Raw genomic sequence first — 18,469 nt, forward strand, 5'->3', positions numbered from 1 at the left:
GCTGGGGCCGGATCCGGGAGAGGCGGCGGTGCACGCGTGGGCTGATGCGTACTTGCGGGTCAGCCTGGCTCAAGACTTGGCGCCGCGCGGGTAGCGACAGCGGCTCACTTAGATTTTGGACAATGCGGAGACTACTTGCAAAGGATTCTTTGCAAAGATAGCTTTGCACCATGGACATCGATCCACACAAGCCCGGGTATGACTCCAGCAAGGACGTGGTGCTCGACGCCCGAACCCTGCGCGGGGTGGCTCATCCGTTGCGGTTGCGGCTGCTTGGATCCTTGCGCCACGAGGGGCCGCAGACCGCGACCCAGCTGGCCGCTCGGTTCGGTGAGTCCAGCGCCGCGACCAGCTATCACCTTCGGATGCTGGCTGCCCACGGCTTCGTGGCCGACGCCCCCGAGCTGGGCAAAGGGCGGGAGCGGTTCTGGCGGGCGGTACATCGCTCAACTTGGTTCGATGTTCCGGCGGGCGACGGGCCGGAGCGTGAACTTGGTGAGGCTTACCTGCGCACGGTTGCGCGGACGTACGCCGAGAATGTCGAGCAGTCGATCAGCGAGTTGGCTGCCTGGCCGGCGGACTGGGTGCAGGCGGCCAGTATGAGCGACCAGACGATGAACCTGACCGCGGCCGAGGCTCAGCAGCTTTCCGACGACTTGATGGCGCTGCTGGTGCGCTATCGGGAACGAGCGGCCCATCGTGGCGATGACGGGACGGAGCGCGTGGCGATCACCACGCAGTTCCAGATCTTTCCCCGGCGCGGGCAGCTTGATGCGTTGCTGGCGGCGCGAGGCGAAGGGTCGTGAGCCGGCGTTCGGCGTACGGGCTGCTGCTCGCCGAGGCGGTCTCGGTCACCGGCACCCGGATGTCGGTCGTGGCCGTGCCCTGGTTCGTGCTGCAGACCACCGGCGATCCCCTGCTGACCGGCGTTGCGGCGTTTGTGGAAATGGGTGCGCTGGTCGTGGCCCGGATCCTGGGTGGCCCCCTGGTCGACCGCGTGGGATTCCGGGTCACCAGCATCAGCGGGGACCTGGTCGCGGGACTGGTGCTCGGTTTGGTGCCCGTGCTCTACGCCGCGGGCCTGCTCGCCTATCCGATGCTGCTTGTGCTGGTGGGACTGGCCGGGCTGTTCCGGGGGCCTTCGGACAACGCCAAGTACGCGATGGTGCCCGATGTCGCAGCCGCTGCCGGTTGGAGTAACGAGCGGGCCGCGGGGCTGGCCGACAGCGTGAACCGGTTGGGATCACTGATTGGCGCGCCGTTGGGTGGGGTGCTCGTTGCGCTGATTGAGGCTCCGGCTGTCATTGCGGTGGATGCGGGTAGCTTTCTGCTGGCGGCGGGGGCGGTGGCGTGCTTTGTTCGTACCTCCTCGCGGGGTTCTCCCGGGTCTGCTGAATCGGAGGACGGATACCTGGCCAGTTTGGCGGCGGGGATGCGGTTTGTCCGGCAGGACCCGTTGTTGCGAGCGATTGTGGCAATGGTGCTGCTGACGAACCTGCTCGATCAGGCGATGACGGCGGTGCTCATTCCGGTGTGGGGAAACGACCGCTTTCATGACGCGGCGCCGGTTGGAGTTGTGTTTGGCGCGGTGAGTGCTGGTGCATTCGCTGGGTCGCTACTTGTTTCGGTGTACGGCGGGAGATTGCCGCGCTGGCGGACGTACGCGATCGCCTTCTTGGTTGGCGCTGTTCCTCGAATTTTTGTGCTGGCATTGCCGGTCGGGCTGCCTGTCGTGGTGGGCGTTGCATTGGTGGGCGGTGTGCTGATCGGGGCCATCAACCCGTTGCTGTCGGCGGCGGAGTTCGAACGCATTCCGGCGAGGCTGCGGGCGCGGGTGCTCGGGGCGGTCGGCGGGCTGGCGTGGGCCGGGATTCCGCTCGGTGGGCTGGTGGGCGGCGCGCTGGCGACCACGCTCGGAGTGACCGGCAGCATTCTCGTGGTGGGGACGGCGTACCTGCTGGTGACCTTGGACCCGCTGATTCGGCGGCGGACGTGGCGGTTGATGGACCGGGGCACTCCGATTGCCAATCTGGCGCAATACAGCTCCAGGAAATAGACCCGCAGTTGGTTCGGCTCGCCTTCTTGCACGAGGGTTTCGGCCAGCGGCTTGAGGTTCTCGACGATGCCCTGAGCGGGATTGCCGATGAGGTCTCCACGCGCGTAAAGCAGTTCCTCCTGCGAGCCCAGCAAATACGTGCCACCGGGCAGCACGATGATGCGCGCGTTGGTGCCGTCGACTTTCCCGGTGGCGATGACCGGGCCGGTGAAAGCCGGTAGCGGGATCGGTGAGGTTGCCGTTGCGCCGGTCAAGGCGGTGGTACGTCTCGATGGACGGGTACTTCGTCAGCGAGTTGAGCGCCTTCCGGCCCACGTCATGCACGTCGCATGCGGCCATGAACCCACCTGACGTGATCGGCGGCAGGCTTACGAATTAACCGTGTGACCACGGGCTGAAGGCTGGGCTAGGGTCGCCGGATGAACGTGCGTCGACCTAGGGAGCCGGAGAGCCGGCGTTCATTCCCTTACCCGTTCGCACTTTGAGGACTTCCTTTCATGCGCATGTCAGCCGCTTTTGGCAGCACCCTGCACACCGCCCCGGGCCACTCCGAATCGTCCGGGCATCAGATGCTTCAGCGGGCCGCGATGGTCCGGCAAGTTGCCCAGGGAATCTTTGCCTATCTGCCGTTGGGGCTGCGCACTCTCCGCAAGATTGAGGATATTTTGCGTACGGAGATGGAGCGCATCGGCGGCCAGGAGGTCCGTCTGCCGGTAGTCAACCCGGCTGAGCTGTGGAAGCAGTCCGGGCGCTACTCGCAGATCGGTCCGGAGCTGGCCCGCTTTGCCGATCGGCGGGGGCGTGACCTGGTGCTCGCCATGACGCATGAGGAAGTCATCACTTCTCTGGCCCGGTCGGAGGTCGGGTCGTATCGCGATTTGCCGCGGCTTGCTTTTCAGGTGCAGACCAAATTCCGCGATGATGCTCGCCCGCGTGCCGGGTTGATTCGGGTGCGCGAGTTCACCATGAAGGACGCCTACAGCTTTGACCGCGACAACGATGGGCTGCGGGCGCAGTACCGGGCTCAGTATCAGGCGTACTTCTCCATCTTCGCGCGATGTGGGGTTCCGGTGCGGGCGGTGCTGGCCGACGTCGGCATGATGGGCGGCACGTTGGCACACGAATTCATGTATCTGACGCCGATCGGGGAGGACACGCTTCTTTTCTGCGAGGCGTGCGGGTTCGCGGCCAATCGGGAGGTGGCATCCTTCCGTAAGCCGGAGGCGTCCAATGGGCCGGCGCTGCCGACGGAGGAAGTCGCCACCCCGGGTGCCTCGACCATTGATGCCCTGGCAGCGGCGCTGGGCATTACCGCCGCAGAAACCGCCAAGGTGGTATTTCTGACGAGCGAGGACAAGTTCGTGGTCGCGGTCGTGCGGGGCGACATGGAGGTCAGCGAAACGCGACTGGCCAACGTGGTCGGAGCGGCGGAACTGCGCCCGATGACCGCCGATGAGATCAGAAGCATTGGCGCGGTGCCGGGTTACGGGTCGCCGATCGGGATCACCGGCGCCACCATTGTTGTCGATCACCTGGTCTTCGACAGCAAGAACTTTGTCGCGGGGGCAAACCGGGAAGGGTTTCACCTGCGCAACGTCAATGCGTGGCGGGACCACCCGGTCGACATCATTGCGAACATCACCGCCGCACGGGCCGGGGACCCGTGCGTTGAATGCGGACATGAATTGAGCACGACGCGTGGTGTGGAGATGGGAAACATCTTCAAGCTGGGCACCAAGTACTCGGCCGAGCTGGGGGCGCTTTATGTGGACGCCGGCGGGGAACGCCGACCGCTGATCATGGGGTGCTATGGCATCGGGGTGGACCGGTTGCTGGGTTGTGCGGCCCAGGAACATCACGATGACAAGGGGCTGCGGTTGCCTGCGAGCATTGCGCCTTACCACGTGCACCTGACGTTGCTGGCTGACGTGGATTCCGAGGCGGGGCGGGTTGCTCAACGGGTTTATGAGCAGCTTTGGTCGTACGGCGTCGAGGTCTTGTTCGATGATCGCGCCGTCCGTGCGGGGGTGAAATTCGCCGACGCGGACGTGATGGGGCTGCCGTTGCGAGTCACTATCGGAAAAAGGGGTACGGCCGAGGTCCGCGATCGCGCCACCGGGGAAGCCACTTCGGTGCCGTTTGACGATGTGGTCACCGAGGTGCGGGAGCGGATCGCGGACATGCTCGCCAAACTGGCCGAGCCGGTTACCGTTTCCCTTCCGAGGGAAGTGCGCTGACGCATTGGATCACAACAGCTGTCGCGTTGTCGTCGCCGTGGATGAGCGTGTCGTTCAGCAACGCTTCGACGGTTGCCCCCGGGTCGGTGCCGGCTTCGAGAAGCTGCTGGATCCGCTGGTACGAAACCTGATCGCTGACCCCGTCCGTACAGATAAGAAACTGGTCGCCCCGGTGCAGCCCGATGGAAAGCACATCCGGCTCGGGCTTGTCGGGGTGGCCCGCATACCGGAAAAGCCGATAGCGCGCCGAGTGTGCTTCCGGTGATTCGGGTGTGAACCAGCCGTGCAGCAGGCCCAGCCAGGCCGCGGTGTGATCGACCGTCAACAGCTCGAGCAATCCGTTGCGCAGCCGGTAAACCCGGGAATCGCCCAACTGCACGAGCCAGGCGTTTTCGCCGTCGCCCACGAACGCGGTGAGGGTGCATCCGGTGAGCCCGGCAATTGGACGGCCCTTTTCCCGAACTGCCGTCTGCACGTTGGCAACGGCTTCCCGCAACGCCCCCGGGGCCGCCGTTTGCGTAAAGACGTCCACCGCCGTACGCCCGGCTGTGGCCGATCCCTCGCCGGAGCCCATTCCATCGGCAACCACCGCCAGCGGCCGCTCGGAATCGACGTGCAGAACGTCGTAGTTCTCGGCATAACGGTTGCCCACCACGCTGCCCGAAGCGACCTTCAACCGCAGCGATCCGGTTCGCCACCAAACGGTATTGACTTCCACTCCTGATCACCCTCCCGGGGTCAGGGTAGTCATCGATCTCCAAGGGCGACGCCGACGCCACGGCCGGCTCCATGCCGATGACGGTGGCAGAGCGGAAACGGCTGGGGACCCCGCTCGGAAATGCCAAGGGTCCGGGCAACTGAGGCGTAGGTAGCGCCCTGGGCCCACAACCGCAGCGCCGCTCATTCCTGCGCGTTGGGCTGCCCGGCTCCCGGCTGCGCCGCGACTCCGGCGGCTGCGCGGATTCCTACGTAGACGTGAACAGCGCCACCATGCCGCGGCCGGTGATCACGATGGCGCCCTGGCCGATCGTGGCGCCGCGCGAGACGGCGGTGAAGCTGCGCCGGCCCCATTGGGCTGGCCGGCCCTATGGCGTGGGCCGTAACGCCTATCCCCAAGAGTCACGGCCCATCTGCCTTTTTATGACGCGTTATGCAGCGGCTGCTTGCACTTGCCATATGGCGACGACAATCCCCATGACGAAGATCTGAACAGCAAGCGGTACGCCGGGCAGGTCGACTGCCACATCGGTACGCCACTTGCCGGCCTGTCGCACCGAGCCCACCGGCTGCCCGGCCACGCGAAGCTCCTGATCGCTGCTGAAGAACGACTTCCGCTCGAAATGGTAGGTCTGCCCACCGGCCTCGACGGTCCACTGCTTACGGCCGATCCGGTCGGCCGACGCCAGCACCGAGCCGGACTCGTCGGTCATGGTGAACTTGGTGCCCCACCCGTTGCTGCGCACCTCGTAGTGCCGCCCGTCAAGCTCGAACTCGCCGCCGGTCTTCCAGCTCGAGTTGTCCCAGGTGGCAATGACCGACCCAGCAGCGCTGATCTCATACCGGGTACGCCAAAACCCACTCCTCTTCGCCATGATCACACAGCGATACTAGTTGACAACGTTTAGCCGATTTCGAGTCCAGCACCGCGGCAGACCGCCGCCGTACCGCCTCCAGCCGGATCGTCAGGTAACCTGATCAGCGCGGGCTGCTAGCTCAATGGCAGAGCAGGGGACTTTTAATCCCTTGGTTCCGGGTTCGAGTCCCGGGTGGCCCACCCCAGTAGGACACCCAACAGGGCGGGTGCGCGGATCACGCGCCGACGAGCCTGTTAACAGCGCCCGCTTGGCCTAGGGTGGCCGCCGTAAGCCCGATGCCGGCTTGCCTGCACGGTCTGTGCCGCTTCGGCTGTGCATGTCGCGCAGAGTTTCCATTACCGGCTGTGGTCAATCGACAGCTCATCAATGAGAGGTGGCCGAACCCGTCGTACAATATAACGTACAAGAGCTGGAGGGGTCATGAAGGTCATCACCGCATCTGACTTGCGAGCCAACCTGGCGAATGTGCTCGATACCATCGAGAGCGACGCTGAAGACCTCGTCGTCACTCGCAGTGGACATGAGCCGATGGTCGTCATGCTCAAGAGCGACTATGACGCGTGGCGCGAGACCGAATACTTGTCTCGCGGTGCCAACGGCCGCGAGTTGCGTCGACGTATGGCGGAGATGGAGGCCGGCGAACGCGTCGAGCATGAGGCCGTTGACCCCGACGACGAGGCCGCTGCGTGAAGCTTACGTGGCATCCAGACGCGTGGGACGAACACGTCAACTGGCAGGTAAGCGACCGAAAAATCCTTAAGCGCATCAACATACTTATCAAGGACATTCGGCGTGGTGATGACCAGGGTATCGGCAAGCCGGAGCTACTCAAAGGTGACCTGTCCGGCTGGGCGTCACGGCGCATCAACGAAGAGCACCGGCTGGTGTACCGCGTTGTAGAGGCGCACGACCAGGTGGAGATCTTGTCGTGCCGCTACCACTACGGGGACCGGTGACAACGGTCGACCGACGCGGCCACCCGTTCTCGGCATCGCTTCTACACGCCAAGCAATGCTTCCTCGCCGGCCCGGGCGTTCACCGCACCACACCCACTCCTCGTGAGCTGGTCAAACGTCCTCCTAGCGGAGCGCCGGGGAGAGCGATCGAGCGGTTCGCATGGTGTAACGTCCGGCCACTCAACTTGCCTGGGGGCGCCCCCCAGACCCCCCGTTACGGTGGTGACGGTGGGCGGGTTACTTATGCGTGTTCCACGACCACCTGCGAGCGGCCCGGCGATCAGCCATTCCCGGTCGTCAGTCTTTCCGGTCATTCAGCTGAAGGGGGCTGGGTCGCGGGACACTGTGGTGAGCGCGGTGGCTGGCTGGGCGCGGTGGGTGGCGGCTTTGCGCATGGGGGGCTGCGATTGGAAGGCCCTTCGCCCGTGTGTTCGGAAGACTAGACGGTGCGCGTTTGGAAGAGTTGGCGGCTGCCAAACGGAAGACCAGGCGCTGTGACCTCGGTAAACTGGGGCCTTGATCGAGTACCGGCCTAGCGGACGAATGGCAGCGACTGCCCGAGGTCTGGAATCAGCTGCGCCGTGCTGTCGATGCTGGATCCCGCCCGGTCATCTGGCCGACCCGGCGTCGGCCGCACGACTGCTCGGACTCGATGGCGCCGCACTGCTTCAAGCAGATCGAGGCAGCACCAATTTCGCTGAGGGAACCATTCTTGGCGCACTTTTCGAACACCTCGTGACGCTCAGCGTCCACAACCTACGCCGCAGCGGCCGAGGGCAGGGTGAGCCACCTACGGACTCGCAGCAACATTCATGAAGTGGATCTGATCGTCCAGCAGGCCGATGGCAGAGCTCTAGGCATTGAGATCAGCTCGCCGACCGCGTTGAGGAAACATTGCCGTCGTTCCCTGGCACTGCAAGTGCCTTGTGGCTCCAACATTGACGTGATGACGCGCCAGCATCGCGGTTATGTCTGCCGAGGTCGTACGTTGTTCACTGGACGAGTTGGTAGTTGGGGATCCTCGGCTGTCGTTGATCATGGGGCAAGCGGATGTTCTGGACGGTGGCGTGATTGGGGATAGTGGTCCTGGAGACGCCGATGCCTTGGAGGCAGTGGTTACACCAAAAGTGTGCGTAGCCGATCACGCCATCAGGATCACCGGTGAAAACAAGTTGAAGGCAGCGGTGCCCGCAGTTGGGGCATGCATCGTCGAATGGACCTGGGACCGTGTCGTATGCGGCGCCGTATGATTCGAGCCACTCGTCGTACGTCGCCATCATGGGGCCTTCGGCTCTGGGCGGATCGGTTGGTTCTCCCACCACTGTTCCTCGTATGCGTATGCTCGGTCCTCAAAAGCATCGAACTCTTCCGCAGTTTTCGGGAAGAGCTTGCCACTTTCCAGTTCGTCGTGGTGAAACCTCTCGTGGGCCAGTGTCCTGGCCAGGTCCTCCTCGCTGCGGAAGCCAGTCGGAAAAAGCACGATCGAACCGTCTGGCAGAGTTCGGCCGCAAATCCCGCGGGTGGCCTTGCTGCCGAGTGAGATGCTCAGGTTTGAGATATCGATGCCGTACTTCGCCGCGACGTTGCGAACCGATTCCTCGGTGAACAACTGGATCGCACCGGCTCCGCGTTTCTTCACCCTATCCAGGGAGGCGGTGTCGTCGTGTTGTAGGCGTCTGAGTAGCCCCTTGATCGCCTCGATGGCCTCGCCGAGCTTGCCGGTCAGACCGCGCAGGTGCTCGAGGCTGCTGACCAGGCCGCGCAGCCACTTCGCGATCCGGGCACCCCAGGACGCGCACAGCGTGCTGACTTGCTCCACCACCAAGGGTGTTGCGAGACCGAAGCTGGAAACCTCCTCGGCCGCGTACGTGATCAGACGCGAAACCAGTACGGCGATTGCATCGCGCACCATCATCCGCACGCCGGAGACGAGCTTGCCGGCCCCCTCCGTAATAGCCGCCATCGTTTCGGCGGCGCCGGCCAGGGCAGTGACGGCGTCCTTCTGCTGGCCGGTCCAGGTGCGGTACGCGTCAGCGGCGGTTCCCTGCCACTCGGTCGTGTCCCAGTGCACCGTACGGTCCAGGTCGGATGCGCGGCCATCCAGCTCGCGGGCGATATTGCGCCAGGTCTGCGCATGTGCCGCAATCTGTCCGGGGTTGCCGGCCAGCCAGTCCAAAGCCTCGGACAGGGGCTTGACGTGCTCGATGATCCAGGCGACGCCGTACTGAAGGAGGCTGCCGATCGGGTCAGAGACAAACGCGAGAGCGTCCAGTCCGGCCGAGACCGCGCCAAGCGTGGTGTCGATCCAGCTACCGTCTCTGATCCCGGCGAGAATCGTCTCGACGTCTTCGGCTATCCACACACCGGCCCACGGATCGGTACTGATGCCAGGATTGGCCACCGCCACGAGCGGCGGCCGGATTGGCATCATCGCGCATTCCGGATCCGCTCAGCCGCGCCGCCGTCAGTTGAGTCGTACAACGCAGCTACCGACCGCAGCGTGTCTGCTGTGTCATGAGCGGACCTAGCCGCTGTGCGCATACCGTCGACCATGCTCTGCTGTAGGCCGTTGAGCAGAGCGGGTACGAACTGGCACAACTGGCCGTACGCGCTGTTGTGTGTCTCGACGTTCTGCCCAGCCTGAACAGCGGTCGTGAGCCCGTCACCAATTGTGTCGACCTCACCGGCGTGCGATACCAATGATGCGGAGTTGACCTGGAAGGCCCTTGGTTCATTCATCCTCAGGCTCCCCGAGACGCTTGCGGAGACCACCTATCAGCATCCTCCCAATCTCGGTCTCGGCTCCGACCGTCTCAGCGGTGATTTCCTGGTACTGCGCCAGCAGCGCGGCACTCGCCGCTTGCAGAGTCTCCATAGCGGCGCGCGAGGTGGTTTCGGCGGACTGTTGCCGCGTGCGCTCGTCGAGGCGGAGGTGCTTGACTCGACCCTCGGCGTCGACCGTTACCTCGACCAGGCCGTCACGGCTATGCGCGGTCGCAAACAGCTCAGCGGTCCTTCGGGTCAACTCCTGTGCTTGCTCAGCCCGCCGAGCAACGGATCGCTCCCACTCGTCGATCCGCTCCAGCGCCTCGCCCGCCGCGTCGCCATCGAACACCGAAGCATTGTAACGACGCCAGTCGATATAAAGCCGAGTTCTACCTGAAGGCGATCGTCTTCCATGATGCCGTCAAGAAACTTCAGTGACGAGCGTGTCGAAGAACAGGTCTTCTGGACCGCGCTGCCGGAATGTCGCGAGTCGGCATCGCATGGGCGGCTCCGACTCGCGGCACTTCCTTCCCCGGCTGTCAGCCTTCCCGGTCGCTCAGCCGAAGAGGGCGCCCGGGATGTCGGCGTAGAACAGGGCTGGGTCGCGGGACAGTGCGGCCTTGACGTTGGCGGTGGGGCTGTCGGCGATTACCTCGATTTTGCCTGCTTCCAGGCCGTCCAGGGCGATGGCTACCACCTCGTGGGGCGGCAGCTTGGGGATGTCGTAGCCGGCCATCATGTCGGTGTCGGCGATGGCCAGGGCGAGCGCGGTGACCTGGGTCTTCTGGTCGGCCAGTTCGAGGCGGATGCCGTTGGTCAGGGACCATTCTGCGGCCTTGGAGGCGGCGTAGCCGTTGCTCGACGGGGCGAACGCGTACCAGCTCAGCGCCGAGATGACGTTGAGGATGGCGCCGCCGGACAGTTTGGGGGCGAAGGCGCGGGTGACGTTGAGGGTGCCCCAGAAGTTGGTGTCGAACTCGCGGCGGATGTTGTCCGTGGAGGGGCCGAGCAGGGGTGCGTCGGTGGAGATCCCCGCATTGTTGATGAGGATGTCGAGGTCGCCCACTGCGGCGCCCGCGGCCTCGATGGATGCCGGGTCGGTGATGTCCAGTTGCAGCGGGACCACGCCGGGGATGTCGATGCGGTCGGGGCGGCGGGCGGTGGCGTAGACGGTGGTGGCGCCGCGGGCGAGGAGGGCCTCGGCGAACGCCTTGCCGAGGCCGCGGTTGGCGCCGGTTACGAGGGCTTTTGTGCCGTTGATCTGCATGCGTTCACGCTAAAACCTGACGTTGACGTGAGGGGCAAGCACTGCGAGACGGGTCACGCCGAGGACGAGGTGATTCAATTCGCCTGCGACGAGTCCGCCGGCACATGCCAAGGTGCCGCCGGCCAGCGCAGTCCGCACCGGGGCGGTGTCCAGCGCGACTGAACGCAGCCACCGGCTGGCGGTGAGGCTCATGCCGGTTATCAACGCCACAGCGACGCAATGACCGCTGATGACGGATCGAATACCGGTTGAGGTGCGTCGCAGGAGATTCTTTCCAACGCCTGCAACCGCTTTGCCGGGGGTTGCTCGCGTCTGCGACGGTGTCCGGGTGATCGAATCCATTATGGATCTTGTTCGCCGTCACGCTGTTGAACGGCCGGCCAAGGCTGCTTTCGAAGCGGGTGGCCGGGCTGTTACGTTCGCCGAGCTGGACGGGCAGACCCGGTTGTTCGCCGAAGGACTGGCGGGCCGGGGCATTGGCCGCGGCGATCGCGTGCTCATCAGTTTGCCCGCTGGCATCGACGCAATCGTCGCGCTGCTGGGCGTCGTGCGAGCGGGTGCTGTGGGCGTACCGGTAAATCCTCGGGCTTCTACCGCTGAGCTGGCGGCGTACATCGATGATTGTCAGCCGCGGTTGGTCGTCAGCGGCGATGATGTGGCGGCGCTGAGCGCTGGCGGTAAGCCGGTTGAGGCGGCGCTGGACCTGGACGACGACGCCTGGATCCATTACACCTCCGGGAGCACCGGACGGCCCAAGGGCGTCGTTTCCAGCCAGCAGCGGTGGCTGCGGATGACCCGGACCGTGGTGGTCGAGCGGCTCGGGATGGGCGTCGATGATCGGCTGCTGTGGCCGGTTCCGATCTTTCATGCCCTGGGTCACGGGCGCTGTGTGCTGGGCGTCCTGCGCACCGGCGCGACAGCGACGATTCTCGATCATCCGTCCGATTCCGATCTCATCACCGCGTTGGAAACCACGCGGCCGACCGTGCTGACCGGGGTGCCGACGACCTACCATCGGCTGCTCGCGGCGCTCGGCGATCGGCGGCTCGACGTGCCCACGCTGCGGGTCTGCGTCACCGGTGGTGCCCCCTGTTCGCGCGATCTGCGCCTTTCCGTCGACCATGCGCTGGGCGCGCCGCTGCTCAACAGCTATGGCAGCACCGAGACCTGCGGGGCGATTGCGGTCGAAACCCCGAGGCCCATTCCGGACGAGGGCTCGGTCGGGCGGGTTGCGGGCTTCGAAATCAAAATCGCCGATCCGGGTACGGGCAAAGCACTGCCGCCGGGTGCCGAGGGTGAGGTCTGGGTTCGCGGTCCGAGCGTGATGCGCGGCTACCTCGGCCAGCCCGAGGCGACCGCCGAGAAGCTGGTCGACGGCTGGTATCGCACCGGTGACCTGGGCCGGCTGGTCGACGGCGACCACCTGTTCCTGTCCGGGCGAGCCGGCGACCTGATCATCCGAGGCGGCGCCAACGTGCACCCGGCCGAGGTCGAGCGCGTGCTGCTCAGCCTTCCCCAGGTGGCCGACGCGGCGGTGGCCGGGCGCCCGCACCACCGGCTCGGGCAGGTAGCGGTGGGCTACGTCGTGCCGGCGGGTGACGGGGTGGATCCGCAGGCATTGCTCGCGGCGTGCCGGCGGGTGCTGTCGGCGGCCAAGGCACCGGACGAGATCCGGCTTCTGAGCACCATTCCGCGCACCTCCTCGGGCAAGGTGATGAGGCACCAGCTCGACGCCGCCCCTGAGCTGGACGAGGATCCGATCGCCGTGGTCGCGATGGCGTGCCGCTACCCGGGCGGAGTCGAGTCGCCAGAGGATCTGTGGTCGCTGGTCGACAAGGAAGTGGACGCCATCTCGGCCTTCCCGTCCGACCGCGGCTGGGACCCGGAGGTCTACGATCCCGACCCGGATCGAGCGCAGCACTCGTACGCCCGCAGCGGGGGCTTCCTCGACTCCGCCACCGGTTTCGACCCGGCACCCTTCGGCATCGGTGACCTCGAAGCGCTCGCCATGGACCCGCAGCAGCGCCTGCTCCTGGAAACCGCCTGGGAACTCTGGGAACGCGCCGGCATCGACCCCGTCACCATGCGTGGCAGCAATGTCGGCACGTACGTGGGCCTGATGTACCGCGACTACGCCGAGCGCGCGGCGGATCCGAGCGCCGAACTGGAGAGCCACCTGGGCCTGGGCTCGGCCGGCAGCGTGGCGTCGGGGCGGATCGCGTACACGTTCGGGCTCACCGGTCCGGCCGTCACCATCGACACCGCCTGCTCATCCTCGCTGGTGGCCCTGCATTCGGCGGTCCGGGCTCTGCGCGCCGGTGAGTGCACGATGGCGATCGCCGGTGGCGCCACGGTGATGTCCAACCCCGGGCCCTTCATCGGGTTCAGCCGCCTGCGCGGGCTCGCACCCGACGGCCGGGTCAAGGCGTTCTCGGCCGATGCGGACGGCACAAGCTGGGCTGAGGGCTCCGGACTGCTGTTGCTGGAAAGGCTGTCCGATGCACGGCGCCTGGGTCACCCGGTGGCCGGGTTGCTGCGCGGCTCAGCGGTCGGCTCGGACGGCGCGTCGAACGGGCTAGCGGCGCCAAGCGGTCCCGCGCAGCAACGGGTGATCCGAGCGGCGCTGGCGGACGCGGGGCTCGCACCGGCCGACGTCGACGTGGTCGAGGCGCACGGCACCGGCACGCTGCTCGGCGACCCGATCGAGGCGCAGGCGCTGCTGGCGACGTACGGGCGGGACCGGCCGGCGGGTCGGCCCCTGTGGCTCGGCACGGTGAAGTCGAACATCGGGCACACCCAGGCGGCGGCCGGGGTGGCCGGGGTCATCAAGATGCTGGCGGCGATGCAGCACGCCACGATGCCCCGGAGTTTGCACATCGACCGGCCGAACGATCACGTGGAATGGAACGCAGGCGACGTAGCGCTGCTGACCCAGGCCCGCCCCTGGCCCGAAGTTGGGCGGCCACGCAGGGCTGCCGTGTCCTCCTTCGGCATCTCCGGAACAAACGCCCACGTCATCCTCGAGCAAGCACCGCCGCTGCCCGAGGCGTCGCCTCCACCTGTCGCCGGTTCGGTGCCGCTGCTGCTGTCCGCGGCGGACGAGACAGCATTGCGCCACCACGCCAGTCGCCTGCTCGAACACGGATCCCTTGACGCGTCCGCGCTGGGCACCACCCGAGCCGCGCAACGTTACCGGGCTGCCGTGCTGCCGGGCCAGGAACGCGAAGCGCTGGCCGCCCTGTCCGCCGGCCAACCCCATCCCCGCCTCGTACAGGGCACTGGCAAACCCGCCGACCAGGTCACCTTCCTCTTCCCCGGCCAAGGCGCCCAGCGAGCCGGCCTGCGTGACCTTCTGCCCTTTGCCGTCTTCCACAACGCCTACGACGAAGCCATTGACGCTCTCGGCGCACCGCTGACCGGCGACCCGGATCGGACCGAGTTCGCGCAGCCGGCGTTGTTTGCGTTCGCCGTTGGTTCGTACCGGCTGCTGCAGTCCTGGGGCGTGCAGCCGAACCTGCTCGTCGGGCACTCGATCGGGGAACTGGCCGCAGCGCATCTGTCCGGCATCCTGACGCTCGCCGACGCGGCCACGCTGGTCAGCGCCCGCGCTCGACTGATGGGCGAGCTGCCACCCGGTGGTGCCATGGTCGCGGTCCGAGCCGCCGAAGCCGAGGTCGCCCCGCTGCTCAACCCCCGCGTCGGCCTGGCCGCGGTGAACGGGCCCCGCTCGGTAGTGCTGTCCGGGGACGACGCCGCGGTGGCCGAGGTCGCGGTGCAATTGCGGGCCCGGGGGCACAGCACAACGGCTTTACGGGTTGGTCACGCCTTTCATTCGGTACGGATGGAGCCCATGCTCGACGCGTTCGCTGAGGTGGCGGCGTCGGTGCGGTATGGCACCCCTACGCTGCCGATCGTGTCGACGGTGACGGGCCGGCCGGCCGAAGGCAGCGATCTGCGGTCGGCTGAATACTGGGTGCGCCAGATTCGGGAACCGGTGCGGTTCGGGGCGGCTGTTGAGTCGTTGACCGGGAACCTTGTGGAGCTTGGGCCAGTGCCGTCACTGGCCGCGCTGATGGCGCAGGATGTGGTGCCGGTATCCGTGGAGGGTGCGGCGCGGCTGTGGGTGGCCGGCGTTGATGTGGACCGGGCTGCGGTGCTGGGGCGGGGGGACTCGCGGGTGGCGGCAGGGCTGCCTACGTACCCGTTCTCGCGTCGGCGTTTCTGGCTTGATGATCGTGCTCCGGCCCGGCGCCCGGCGCGTTTGCTCGACGCGATGACGGCGGTGCCCGGCACGGGGCAGCACCTGGCGACCGGGCGATTGTCGGTGGCCGCGCAGCCGTGGTTGCAGGATCACACGATCGACGGCGACGTGCTGGTTCCCGGTACGGCGGTGGTGGAGCTGGTCACGGCGTTCGGGCGCTGGGCCGGGGTGCCGGTCATCAGCGAGCTGACGATCAGCCGTCCGCTGACGGTGACCGGTGACGAGCTGACGGTGCAGCTCATGCTGGCCGAGCCGGCTGCGGACGGCGGCCGTGACCTGCAGATTTACGTGGACGAGGAGCCGCGCGGGGAGGGCCGGTGCGCACCGGCCGAGGCGGGACGACCCGTCTGGTCGTGGGCCTCGTCGTGGCCACCGCCCGGAGCCGAGGAGGTCGACCTTGCCGGGTTCTACGACGACAGCGGTTACGGGCCTGCGTTCCAGGGGCTGACCGCGGCGTGGCGGCACGGTGGTGAGGTGTACGGCGAGGTGCGCCTGCCGATCTCCGGAGGAGCCGGGAACTTGCACCCGGCGTTGATGGACGCTGCGCTGCATCCGGCTCGGCTGCTCGACGCCCGGGACGGCGCGCCGCGGCTGCCGTTCGTGTGGTCGGGGGTGCGCAGCTACGGCGGTGCCACCCAGGGGCGGGTGCGGATCGCGCGCGCGGTGGGCACGGCGCCGGACGTGCTCACGGTTCAGCTGGCCGGTTCGGATGGCACCGCGGTGTTCGAGGTCGAGGCGTTGACTGTGCGGTCGTTGCCGCGCTCGCTGTACGTGCCGTCGTGGGTTCCGGTGGCCTCCGTGGAGGGCGTTGCCGACCCGGTAGTGCTGGATCTGTCGGTGGGGGAGGCGGGGTCGGCTGCGGACGTACGGGATCAGGTTTGGGCTGCTGCCGAAGCACTTCGATCGCGTCTTCCCGGGCCGGATCGCCTTGTCGTCACGACGAATGCGGCGGCGGTGGCGGGTCTGGTGCGCGTAGCCATCGCCGAGTATTCGGGGCAGGTCGCGCTGGTCGAGCGCGACGACTCGCAGGAGTCCGTGCGGGCGGTGAGTGCTGGCGTCCGCGCTGCCGCGACCTTGCCGGAGGTTCGCATCACTCGCGGTGTCGTCGGCAAACCACAGCTGATTCGCACCGGCGGCGGTGAAACGGCCCCTTCCTTCGGTGCGGGCACGGTGCTCATCACCGGTGGCACGGGCGCGCTGGCCACGCTCATTGCTCGCCACCTTCAAGAGAAGTACGGCGTGCGCCATCTTCTGCTCATGAGCCGGCACCCCAAGCCGACGCTGCTCGGCGCCGTCGTGTCCGGTGACGTCAGCAGGCGCGCCGATGTGCAGGCGATCCTCGATGCAGCCGATCCGCCGGTTACCGCTGTGGTGCACGCGGCCGGGGTGCTCGCCGACGGAACCATCGAGTCGCTGACCCGTGAGCGGGCGGATGCGGTGCTGCGCCCCAAGGTGGACGGTGCCTGGCATCTGCACGAGCTGACCGGGGACCTTGCCGCGTTCATCATGTTCTCATCGGCGTCGGGTCTGCTCGGCAACGCGGGTCAGGGCGCGTACGCGGCCGGAAACTCGTTCCTCGACGACTTGGCTCGCCGACGCCGGGCGGCCGGGTTGCCCGCCTTGTCGCTGGCCTGGGGGCCGCTGGGCCTCGACGGCGGGATGGCGGCCGGGCGTTCCCAGCTGCGCCCGCTGACGCCGTCGGAGATTACCGCCGCCTTCGATGTCGCCCTGCGAAGCGATGAGCCGGTGCTCGCGCCCATCGTGCTCGATCGCCCGGCGGCGACCCTGCGTCCGCCCGGCACGCCAACCGCAGCGCGGCGCCACGACCTGAGCGGCCTGTCCGGCGAGGACCTGGTTGCTGCTATGACGCTGCTGGTACGAGACGAAGTGGCAAACGAACTCGGCTACGCCGACGCCACCATGATCGACGTCCGAAGCGCGTTCACCGACCAGGGCTTGGACTCCGTCGGCTCGATTCAGCTACGCACCCGGCTTGTCGCAGCCACCGGAGTAGCCATGCCGGCAACCGTGGTGTTCGACCACCCTAGCCCGGCTGCGCTGGCCCGCTGGATCGCCGGCTCAACCCCGGCAACCCCGGTGCCGCCGCCGGACGTGGAGCGCAGCCTGGCGTCACTGTTCCACGACCTCGCCGGCACCGGACAGCACGGCCTGGCAGCGAACTTGCTCGTCACGGCGTCCGCGGCGCTGGCCGGCAATCGGGAGAGCACCCCGCCGGCCGTAGTGCCACTGATCGAGAAGGACGAGGGGCCGCTGCTGTTCTGCCTGCCGTCGTTCGGGCCGCTGGGGGTTGCCGAGTTCCGCGCGTTCGGCCAAGCGGTCGGGGCGGCGGTCAGCGTTGTGTCGTGGCCGGGGTTCGAGTCGCTTCGCCGTACCCCGGAGTCGCTGCCGACCTTGATCTCCCACCTCGCCGACCAAGTCTCGGCTGGGGCGGCCGGGGGAGCCGGCCGGCCCGTGGTGGTTGTTGGGCGGTCGAGTGGCGGGCTGGTGGCGCAGGCGCTGACCGAGGAGCTGGAGCGGCGGGGGCGTGGACCAGCCGGGCTGGTGCTGCTCGACACGTACGAGAGCGACCTGGGCCTCGACGCCGAGGACTGGCTCGCCGGGCTGATCGTGCGGGGGCTCGACCGCCTGCACGAACAGACCGCGCTGCTGGCGACCGGTTCCTACCTCCGGCTGGTACATGGCTGGCGGCCCAAGGCGGTGCAGGCGCCCACGCTGCTGGTTGCCGCTGCCTCGCCGGTGCTCGGAATGCCTCAGGACTGGCAGGTCACCAGGTCAGTGCCGCACGAACGAAAGGAGGTTCCCGGCGACCATTTCACGATGCTCGACGAGCATGCCGCCAGCGCCGCGGGGGCGGTGCGCGACTGGCTGCGCTGGTAAAGTCCCGGCCATGACCAGCGCTTTCGCTGACGACGGCGGCCCGCCCGATTCTGACGGTGGCTTGCTTGATCCCGATCAGGCGACGGCATACCTGCAGGACTGGAAGGGCCGCGTCGACCGGATGGCCGCGGGCACCAAGGCCATGAGTAACCGGCTCAATGAGCTGCGAGTGTCCGCCGAGGACGACAACGGCCTGGCCCAGGTGACCATCGACTCGACCGGCGCCTTGACCGGCGTACGCTTCACCGACCGCATCAGCCGGGTCGCCCCGGAAGCGGTTGCCCGCGCGGTCATGGGCGCCATGCACAACGCCCGCCGCGAGGCCGCCGAACGCTCCCGCCACATCGTCACCCAAACCATGGGCCCCGACTCAACCGCCGGCCGCACCATCGCCGACCGCCTGGAACAACAACTCCTGCGCCCCCCCCGCCAA

General features: G+C 67.1%; 15 protein-coding genes and 1 tRNA gene. 9 read left to right on the plus strand and 7 right to left on the minus strand.

The features are described from left to right. Positions 1-170 precede the first annotated feature (170 nt). The 3 genes from TFC3_RS11170 to TFC3_RS11185 all read left to right on the plus strand — a co-directional run bounded on the left by TFC3_RS11170 (position 171) and on the right by TFC3_RS11185 (position 4,293). Positions 171-806, plus strand: coding sequence for a winged helix-turn-helix domain-containing protein (locus tag TFC3_RS11170; protein ID WP_067498962.1), 636 nt, complete (start codon positions 171-173; stop codon positions 804-806). Then, positions 803-2,056, plus strand: coding sequence for an MFS transporter (locus tag TFC3_RS11175; RefSeq protein ID WP_067498964.1), 1,254 nt, complete (start codon positions 803-805; stop codon positions 2,054-2,056). Before TFC3_RS11170 ends, TFC3_RS11175 begins: the two co-directional genes overlap by 4 nt. 503 nt (positions 2,057-2,559) lie before the next feature. Then, on the plus strand, positions 2,560-4,293 hold the full coding sequence (locus TFC3_RS11185; RefSeq protein WP_067506424.1) for a proline--tRNA ligase: 1,734 nt from the start codon (positions 2,560-2,562) through the stop codon (positions 4,291-4,293). On the opposite strand, the gene TFC3_RS11190 is transcribed toward TFC3_RS11185, so the two are convergent. Both TFC3_RS11190 and TFC3_RS11195 read right to left on the minus strand, forming a co-directional pair. After that, positions 4,262-5,011 (minus strand): PP2C family serine/threonine-protein phosphatase, encoded by a 750-nt coding sequence (locus TFC3_RS11190; protein WP_067498968.1) that lies wholly within the window; start codon positions 5,009-5,011, stop codon positions 4,262-4,264. The two genes, TFC3_RS11185 and TFC3_RS11190, sit on opposite strands and share 32 nt — an antisense overlap. A 430-nt stretch (positions 5,012-5,441) precedes the next feature. Further along, positions 5,442-5,885, minus strand: coding sequence for a hypothetical protein (locus tag TFC3_RS11195; protein ID WP_067506427.1), 444 nt, complete (start codon positions 5,883-5,885; stop codon positions 5,442-5,444). A gap of 110 nt (positions 5,886-5,995) precedes the next feature. Here TFC3_RS11195 and TFC3_RS11200 point away from each other — a divergent pair. The 4 genes from TFC3_RS11200 (at position 5,996) to TFC3_RS37915 (ending at position 8,094) form a co-directional block, all read left to right on the plus strand. Continuing rightward, positions 5,996-6,067: transfer RNA gene (locus TFC3_RS11200), tRNA-Lys, on the plus strand. A gap of 241 nt (positions 6,068-6,308) precedes the next feature. After that, positions 6,309-6,578, plus strand: coding sequence for a type II toxin-antitoxin system Phd/YefM family antitoxin (locus tag TFC3_RS11205; protein ID WP_067498970.1), 270 nt, complete (start codon positions 6,309-6,311; stop codon positions 6,576-6,578). After that, positions 6,575-6,844: a Txe/YoeB family addiction module toxin gene (locus tag TFC3_RS11210; protein WP_067498971.1), complete on the plus strand. Its 270-nt coding sequence runs from the start codon at positions 6,575-6,577 to the stop codon at positions 6,842-6,844. Before TFC3_RS11205 ends, TFC3_RS11210 begins: the two co-directional genes overlap by 4 nt. Positions 6,845-7,812: 968 nt before the next feature. Next, positions 7,813-8,094: a hypothetical protein gene (locus TFC3_RS37915; protein WP_161952575.1), complete on the plus strand. Its 282-nt coding sequence runs from the start codon at positions 7,813-7,815 to the stop codon at positions 8,092-8,094. A 26-nt stretch (positions 8,095-8,120) separates the two neighbouring features. Here TFC3_RS37915 and TFC3_RS11215 read toward each other — a convergent pair whose 3' ends face one another. From TFC3_RS11215 to TFC3_RS38515, 5 genes are all read right to left on the minus strand, one after another. Next, positions 8,121-9,275 (minus strand): WXG100 family type VII secretion target, encoded by a 1,155-nt coding sequence (locus TFC3_RS11215; RefSeq protein ID WP_153040185.1) that lies wholly within the window; start codon positions 9,273-9,275, stop codon positions 8,121-8,123. After that, on the minus strand, positions 9,272-9,583 hold the full coding sequence (locus TFC3_RS11220; protein WP_067498975.1) for a type VII secretion target: 312 nt from the start codon (positions 9,581-9,583) through the stop codon (positions 9,272-9,274). The genes TFC3_RS11215 and TFC3_RS11220 overlap by 4 nt, the downstream gene beginning before the upstream one ends. After that, positions 9,576-9,959: a YbaB/EbfC family nucleoid-associated protein gene (locus TFC3_RS11225; RefSeq protein ID WP_067498977.1), complete on the minus strand. Its 384-nt coding sequence runs from the start codon at positions 9,957-9,959 to the stop codon at positions 9,576-9,578. The genes TFC3_RS11220 and TFC3_RS11225 overlap by 8 nt, the downstream gene beginning before the upstream one ends. A 207-nt stretch (positions 9,960-10,166) precedes the next feature. Next, entirely contained in the window at positions 10,167-10,877 is a 711-nt protein-coding gene (locus TFC3_RS11230; protein ID WP_067498978.1) for an SDR family oxidoreductase, read from the minus strand. 9 nt (positions 10,878-10,886) lie between these two features. Beyond that, positions 10,887-11,219 carry a hypothetical protein gene (locus TFC3_RS38515; RefSeq protein WP_173745278.1) on the minus strand — a complete coding sequence of 111 codons (333 nt, stop codon included), beginning with the start codon at positions 11,217-11,219 and terminating at the stop codon, positions 10,887-10,889. Between TFC3_RS38515 and TFC3_RS11235 the strand changes: the two genes are divergently transcribed. Next, positions 11,206-18,036, plus strand: coding sequence for a type I polyketide synthase (locus tag TFC3_RS11235; protein WP_201787141.1), 6,831 nt, complete (start codon positions 11,206-11,208; stop codon positions 18,034-18,036). The two genes, TFC3_RS38515 and TFC3_RS11235, sit on opposite strands and share 14 nt — an antisense overlap. A gap of 10 nt (positions 18,037-18,046) precedes the next feature. Continuing rightward, positions 18,047-18,469: YbaB/EbfC family nucleoid-associated protein (locus tag TFC3_RS11240; protein ID WP_067498982.1), on the plus strand; the 423-nt coding region annotated here is incomplete at its 3' end.

The organism is Actinoplanes sp. TFC3 (assembly GCF_001553785.1).
In the GTDB taxonomy this organism is placed as follows: domain Bacteria; phylum Actinomycetota; class Actinomycetes; order Mycobacteriales; family Micromonosporaceae; genus Actinoplanes.